Origin of the sequence: Bradyrhizobium sp. (assembly GCF_016462955.1) — a bacterium.
In the GTDB taxonomy this organism is placed as follows: Bacteria; Pseudomonadota; Alphaproteobacteria; order Rhizobiales; family Xanthobacteraceae; genus Bradyrhizobium.
The window spans coordinates 1-5,457 of record NZ_JAEMSD010000276.1; the positions used below are offsets into that span (position 1 = coordinate 1).

At 63.8% G+C, this 5,457-nt stretch carries 7 protein-coding genes; 4 read left to right on the forward strand and 3 right to left on the reverse strand.

The window, feature by feature from the left end; translation table 11 throughout:
- The 3 genes from JHD07_RS24410 to JHD07_RS24420 form a co-directional block, all read right to left on the reverse strand.
- A partial coding sequence (locus tag JHD07_RS24410; RefSeq protein WP_291626697.1) for an efflux RND transporter permease subunit occupies positions 1–1,278 on the reverse strand: 1,278 nt, incomplete at its 3' end.
- Positions 1,275–2,279, reverse strand: a complete 1,005-nt coding sequence (locus tag JHD07_RS24415; RefSeq protein ID WP_291626699.1) for an efflux RND transporter periplasmic adaptor subunit — start codon at positions 2,277–2,279, stop codon at positions 1,275–1,277. The genes JHD07_RS24410 and JHD07_RS24415, both read right to left, overlap by 4 nt.
- A 117-nt stretch (positions 2,280–2,396) precedes the next feature.
- Entirely contained in the window at positions 2,397–2,696 is a 300-nt protein-coding gene (locus JHD07_RS24420; protein ID WP_193760522.1) for a metalloregulator ArsR/SmtB family transcription factor, read from the reverse strand.
- Positions 2,697–2,811: 115 nt separating this feature from the next.
- On the opposite strand from JHD07_RS24420, the gene JHD07_RS24425 reads away from it, so the two are divergent.
- From JHD07_RS24425 to JHD07_RS24440, 4 genes are all read left to right on the forward strand, one after another.
- Positions 2,812–4,098 (forward strand): FAD/NAD(P)-binding oxidoreductase, encoded by a 1,287-nt coding sequence (locus JHD07_RS24425; protein ID WP_291626703.1) that lies wholly within the window; start codon positions 2,812–2,814, stop codon positions 4,096–4,098.
- Positions 4,095–4,538 carry a thioredoxin TrxC gene (gene trxC / locus JHD07_RS24430; protein WP_291626705.1) on the forward strand — a complete coding sequence of 148 codons (444 nt, stop codon included), beginning with the start codon at positions 4,095–4,097 and terminating at the stop codon, positions 4,536–4,538. Before JHD07_RS24425 ends, trxC begins: the two co-directional genes overlap by 4 nt.
- Positions 4,539–4,563: 25 nt before the next feature.
- On the forward strand, positions 4,564–4,767 hold the full coding sequence (locus JHD07_RS24435; protein ID WP_028181089.1) for a DUF2892 domain-containing protein: 204 nt from the start codon (positions 4,564–4,566) through the stop codon (positions 4,765–4,767).
- A gap of 36 nt (positions 4,768–4,803) precedes the next feature.
- A partial coding sequence (locus JHD07_RS24440) for a 4Fe-4S binding protein (protein WP_291626713.1) occupies positions 4,804–5,457 on the forward strand: 654 nt, incomplete at its 3' end.

The window sequence follows — 5,457 nt, forward strand, 5'->3', positions numbered from 1 at the left end:
GTTCTCCACCACCACGATCGCGTCGTCGACCAGGATGCCGATCGAGAAGATCAGCGCGAACAGGCTGACGCGGTTGATGGTGTAGCCCATCAAATTGGCGGCGAACATCGTGAGCAGGATCGTCGTGGGAATCACGACGAAGGTCACCAGCGCTTCGCGCCAGCCGATCGCGATCGCGATCAGCACCACGATCGAGATCGTTGCGAGCCCGAGATGAAACAACAGCTCGTTGGCCTTCTCGTTGGCGGTCTCGCCGTAGTCGCGCGTCACCGTCACCTGGATATCTTCGGGAAGAAGGCGCGACTTCAGTCCTTCGAGGCGTTCGGCGATGCTCTCGGACACGACAACCGCGTTGGCGCCGGCCCGCTTGGCCAGCGCCAGGCTGACGGCAGGCGAGCGCGTCCACTGTCCGGCGCTGGCACGTGATTCGGTCCAGACCCGATGCTCGACGGTGCTCGGGCCGACGATGACGGAGGCGACGTCCTTGACGTAGACCGGCCGGCCCTCGCGGCTCGTGATGAGCAATAGTCCGATATCGGGAATGCCGGACAGCGTCTGGCCCGCCGCAACGCTCCGCACGATGCCGGCATCGCGGACCTGGCCCGCCAGGAACGAGCGGTTGGCGTCCTTGACCTTGGCCACGAGCTGCTGGAGCGTGATGCCGAACAGCGACAGCTTCTCGGGATCCGGCTCGACCCGGATCTGTTGCGCCGCGCCGCCGGATATGTAGGTCAGGCCGATATCGTCGACCTTCATCAGTTCCGCACGCAACTTGTCTGCGAGCTCGTAGAGGTCCTTGTCGGTCCAACGGCTGGCAGCTTCCGGCTTCGGCGACAGCGTCAACACCGTCACCGCGACGTCATTGATGCCCCGCCCCACGATCAAAGGCTCGGGGATGCCGACAGGAATGCGATCCATATTGGCGCGGATCTTCTCGTGCACCCGCAGAATGGCATCCTCGGACTTGGTGCCGACCAGGAAACGCGCGGTGACCATGACGCGGTCGTCCTCCGTCTGGCTGTAGACGTGCTCGACGCCGTCGATGCCCTTGACGATCGACTCCAGTGGCTTGCTCACCAGCTCCACCGCGTCCGGCCCGCGCAGGCCGTCGGCGTTGACGCGGATGTCCACCATGGGAACGCTGATTTGCGGCTCCTCTTCCCGCGGGATCGCCACCACGGCGATCAACCCCACGACGAGCGAGCCGAGCAGGAACAGCGGCGTCAGCGGTGATGCGATCGTCGCCCTGGTCAAGCGTCCCGACAGCCCGAGATTCACGGCCGCACCAATTGGTCGCCGGCCGAAATGCCGGACAGGATCTCGAGTCCATCGGGAAGCGCCGGCGTCGGCAATTCGCGGCCACGCTGCACCGGCACGTCGATCGTTCCGTTATTTTTTTGAAGCTGGACGTAGTCGATGCCGAACCGGGTCGTCACGTAGCTGGAGGGGATGACGAACGCTGTTCGCGTGCCGCCGGAGACCCAGACCCGCAGGCGGTCGCCGACGAAATATTCGCCGAGACCCTCGACCGTTGCATCCGCGATGACGCGCCCCTCCTCGATCTGCGGATAGACGAGATCGATGACGCCGAACTTTGCGGCCTCTCCGGCGAATTCCGCGCCGTCGACGCGGATCCTATCCCCCGCCTTGAGGAAGCGCGCATGCCGCTCCGGCACGCGAAGCCGCAGCTTGAAATTCTGTTGGGCGACGGTGACGATCGGATCGCCCGCGAGCACGACGGACCCCACGGTGATCAGTCGCTTCAGCACGCGGCCGTCCGCCGGCGCGAGCACCTGTCCCTGGTTGAGCTGCTCGTTGATCACCGCACGTTCGGCAGTCTTGGCGCGCAGTCCGTTCTCGGCGACGTTCAGCGCCGTGCGCTGCTCGTCCAGCTTGATGCGCGGCAGGATACCGCGCTCGACCAGGCCCTCGGTCCGGGTGAAGTCGAGCTGCGCCTGGTTCGCCTGCGCCTGCAACGCCTCGATCTGCGCGTCGAGCGATTTCATCTGCAGAACGAGCTTTTCGTCGCCGATGGTCGCGATCGCCTGACCGGCGGCGACGCGATCTCCTTCCCTGACCTTGAGCTGAGCCACCGTGCCGCCGATCCGACCGCGCGCCGGCACCACGCTGGTGCTTTCGACCGTGGCGAATACGGCCTTTTGATCGGCGACCGACTGCCGTGCAACCACGAGCGCCTCGGCCGCGGTCGCCGATACTCCGGGCAGGCCGATGGCCGCAAAGGCGGCCAGCAAGCCCAAATATCTCGCCAGACGTCGCATGTGATAGTTCCGTGTCATATAAAGCACCACCACGCTGCCTTGCAGCTCATGTCATCTGCATCGGAATGGGGCGTGTTGATCCTGCTCAAGGCGCCGCCTCCCGAACTCTCCTAGGATTCACTTGGTCCTTGCGGACTTCGGCGCGCAGAACGCTTGATAGAGCGTCTTGAGCACCTCGCGCGCCGGCTCGCTCGATATCGAATAGAAGATCGTCTGCGCCTCGCGCCGGGCGGACACCAAGCCATCCTTGCGAAGGAGCGCAAGATGTTGGGAGACCGTGGAGTCCCGCAGGCTCAGAAACTCGGCGAGTTCGCCGACCGACCGCTCACCATCGATCAGCTGGCAGATGATCAGCAGACGGTGCCGGTTGGCGAGTGCCTTCAGCAGCTCGCTCGCCTGATCCGCCGCCCGTTCCATGATTTCAGCATTAACCTTCATACTTGCGTATATACGCATTTACGAATATATCGTCAAGCGCCGCACGACGGCCGGAGCTCAACCGGCGGAGCGGTTTGATCCAACGGAGGAACCCATGGCGGAAGTCGTCGTAATTGGAGCCGGTCTGAGCGGAACGCTGATGGCCTATGAATTGCTGCCCCAGTTGAGAAAGGAAGATCGCCTCAGCGTCGTCTCGCAAGGCGCCGTCTATCACTTCGTCCCATCGAATCCCTGGGTCGCAGTCGGCTGGCGCAAGCGCGAAGAGATCGAGATCGATCTCGCTGACGTCATGAAGCGCAAGGGAGTGCGGCTGCTGACGCAGGGCGCGAGGCGCGTCCACCCGACCGAGAACCGTGTCGAGCTCGGCGACGGCACGTCGATCGATTATGACTATCTGGTCGTCGCGACCGGTCCTGAACTGGCGTTCGACGAGATCCCGGGTCTCGGTCCGCAAGGCCATACCCAGTCGATCTGCCACGTCGATCATGCCGCGCATGCCCGTCAAGCCTTCGAGCAACTCGCGGCGAATCCCGGCCCGGTCGTGATCGGCGCCGTGCAGGGCGCGTCCTGCTTCGGGCCCGCCTACGAGTTTCTCTTCATCCTGGAGACGGAGCTGCGCCGGCGAAAGCTGCGCGACCGCGTCCCGATGACGTTCGTCACGTCCGAGCCGTATATCGGACATCTCGGCCTCGACGGCGTCGGAGACACCAAGGGCCTCCTGGAAAGCGAGATGCGCGAGAAGCACATCAAGTGGATCACCAATGCCCGCGTCGATAGGGTCGCTCCCGGCCTGATGTCGGTGGAGGAGTTCGCCGACGACGGCACGTCCCGCAAGGTTCACGAGCTGCCATTCGCCTATTCCATGATGTTGCCGGCCTTTCGCGGCGTCGAGGCGTTGCGCGGCATCGAGAAGCTGACCAATCCGCGTGGCTTCGTCGTCGTCGACAAGCACCAGCAGAGTCCCGCTTATCCCAAAGTCTTCGCGGTCGGGGTCTGCGTCGCAATCGCGCCGGTCGGCGCGACACCGGTGCCCGTCGGCGTCCCCAAGACGGGCTTCATGATCGAATCCATGGTGACGGCGACCGCGATGAACATCGGCGCCCTGCTTCGCGGCAAGGCGCCCACGGCGCAGCCGACCTGGAACGCGATCTGCCTCGCGGACTTCGGCGACTCCGGCGTTGCGTTCCTGGCGCAGCCGCAGATCCCGCCGCGAAACGTCAATTGGTCCTCCAAGGGCGAGTGGGTGCACCTCGCCAAGGTCGCCTTCGAGAAATACTTCCTGCGCAAGATGCGGCGCGGTGAGAGCGAGCCGTTCTACGAACGCTTCGTTCTCGACAAGCTGAACATCGCCAAGCTCAAGGAGGTCCGAACCGGTACATGAGCAACACACGCCAGATCGTCTGCGGCAGTTGCGGACGCATCAACCGCCTCCCCGCCGAACGCGCACCGGAAGGTGCGCGTTGCGGCGCCTGTCACCAGCCCATGTTCACAGGTCATCCGATCGAGGTGGACGAGGAAGCGTTCGGCCGCCATGTCGCCAGCAACGACATTCCCGTGCTGGTCGACGTCTGGGCACCGTGGTGCGGTCCGTGCCGGGCCATGGCGCCGATGTTCGAGCGCGCCGCGCAGCAGCTGGAGCCGAAAGTCCGGCTGTTGAAGCTCAATTCGGACAACGCAGCCGCATTGTCGTCGCGCCTCGGCATCAGCGGCATCCCGACCCTGCTGCTGATGCGCGGTGGCCGCGAGATCGCCCGCCATTCCGGCGCGATGGATGCGCGCAGCATCGTCGCCTGGACTGAATCCAACCTGACTCGTTCGTAAGTCGCCAGATAAAAAGGAGCCTGCCATGAACGTCGATAAAGCCGTCCTCGCCTTTGCGGGATTTGTCGTCCTGCTCGGTCTCGCACTGGGCACCTATGTGAATGCGTATTGGTACCTGCTGACGGCATTTGCCGGGCTGAACATGTTGCAGGCCTCATTCACGGGCTTCTGCCCGGCGGCGATCGTGTTCAGGAAGCTGGGCCTAAGCAGCGGTTGCGCGTTCTCCTGAACACGCAATTCAGCCTGTTATGCGGGGGAATTTGCCATGACCGACGACACCTTCATCGAGGGACCTCTCTACGAGAAGCGGAGGAAGGTCTATCCGCAATCGGTACACGGCCCTTTCCGCCGCATCAAATGGGCGATCCTTTGCGTTACGCTCGGGGTCTACTATCTCTTGCCGTTCGTGCGCTGGAACCGCGGACCCGGCCTGCCCGACCAGGCCGTGTTGATCGACCTCCCGCATCGGCGCTTCTATTTCTTCTTCATCGAGCTGTGGCCGCAGGAGGTCTACTATTTCACCGGCCTCCTCATCCTCGCGGCCATGACGCTCTTCCTGATGAACGCGGTCGCGGGGCGGCTGTGGTGCGGCTACATGTGTCCGCAGACCGTATGGACCGACCTGTTCTATGCGGTCGAGCGCTGGGTCGAAGGCGACCGGCGCGAGCGCATGCAGGGCGACAAGCACTATTGGACCCTCACCCATCTGCGCAAGGTCGCGCTCAAGCACTTCCTCTGGATCATGATCGCCTGGTGGACCGGCGGCGCCTGGGTGCTCTATTTCGCAGATGCGCCGACGCTCGTGAAGGAGCTTGCGACCTTCCAGGCGCCCTTCATCGCGTATCTCTGGATCGGCATTCTCACCGCGACGACCTACGTCTTCGCCGGCCACGCCCGCGAGCAGATGTGCATCTACATG

Bases quoted from the DNA above. Each gene is read 5' to 3' on its own strand.
- JHD07_RS24415 (WP_291626699.1), bottom strand. From the start codon at position 2,279: ATGCGACGTCTGGCGAGATATTTGGGCTTGCTGGCCGCCTTTGCGGCC.
- JHD07_RS24420 (WP_193760522.1), bottom strand. From the start codon at position 2,696: ATGGAACGGGCGGCGGATCAGGCGAGCGAGCTGCTGAAGGCACTCGCC.
- JHD07_RS24425 (WP_291626703.1), top strand. From the start codon at position 2,812: ATGGCGGAAGTCGTCGTAATTGGAGCCGGTCTGAGCGGAACGCTGATG.
- trxC (WP_291626705.1), top strand. From the start codon at position 4,095: ATGAGCAACACACGCCAGATCGTCTGCGGCAGTTGCGGACGCATCAAC.
- JHD07_RS24435 (WP_028181089.1), top strand. From the start codon at position 4,564: ATGAACGTCGATAAAGCCGTCCTCGCCTTTGCGGGATTTGTCGTCCTG.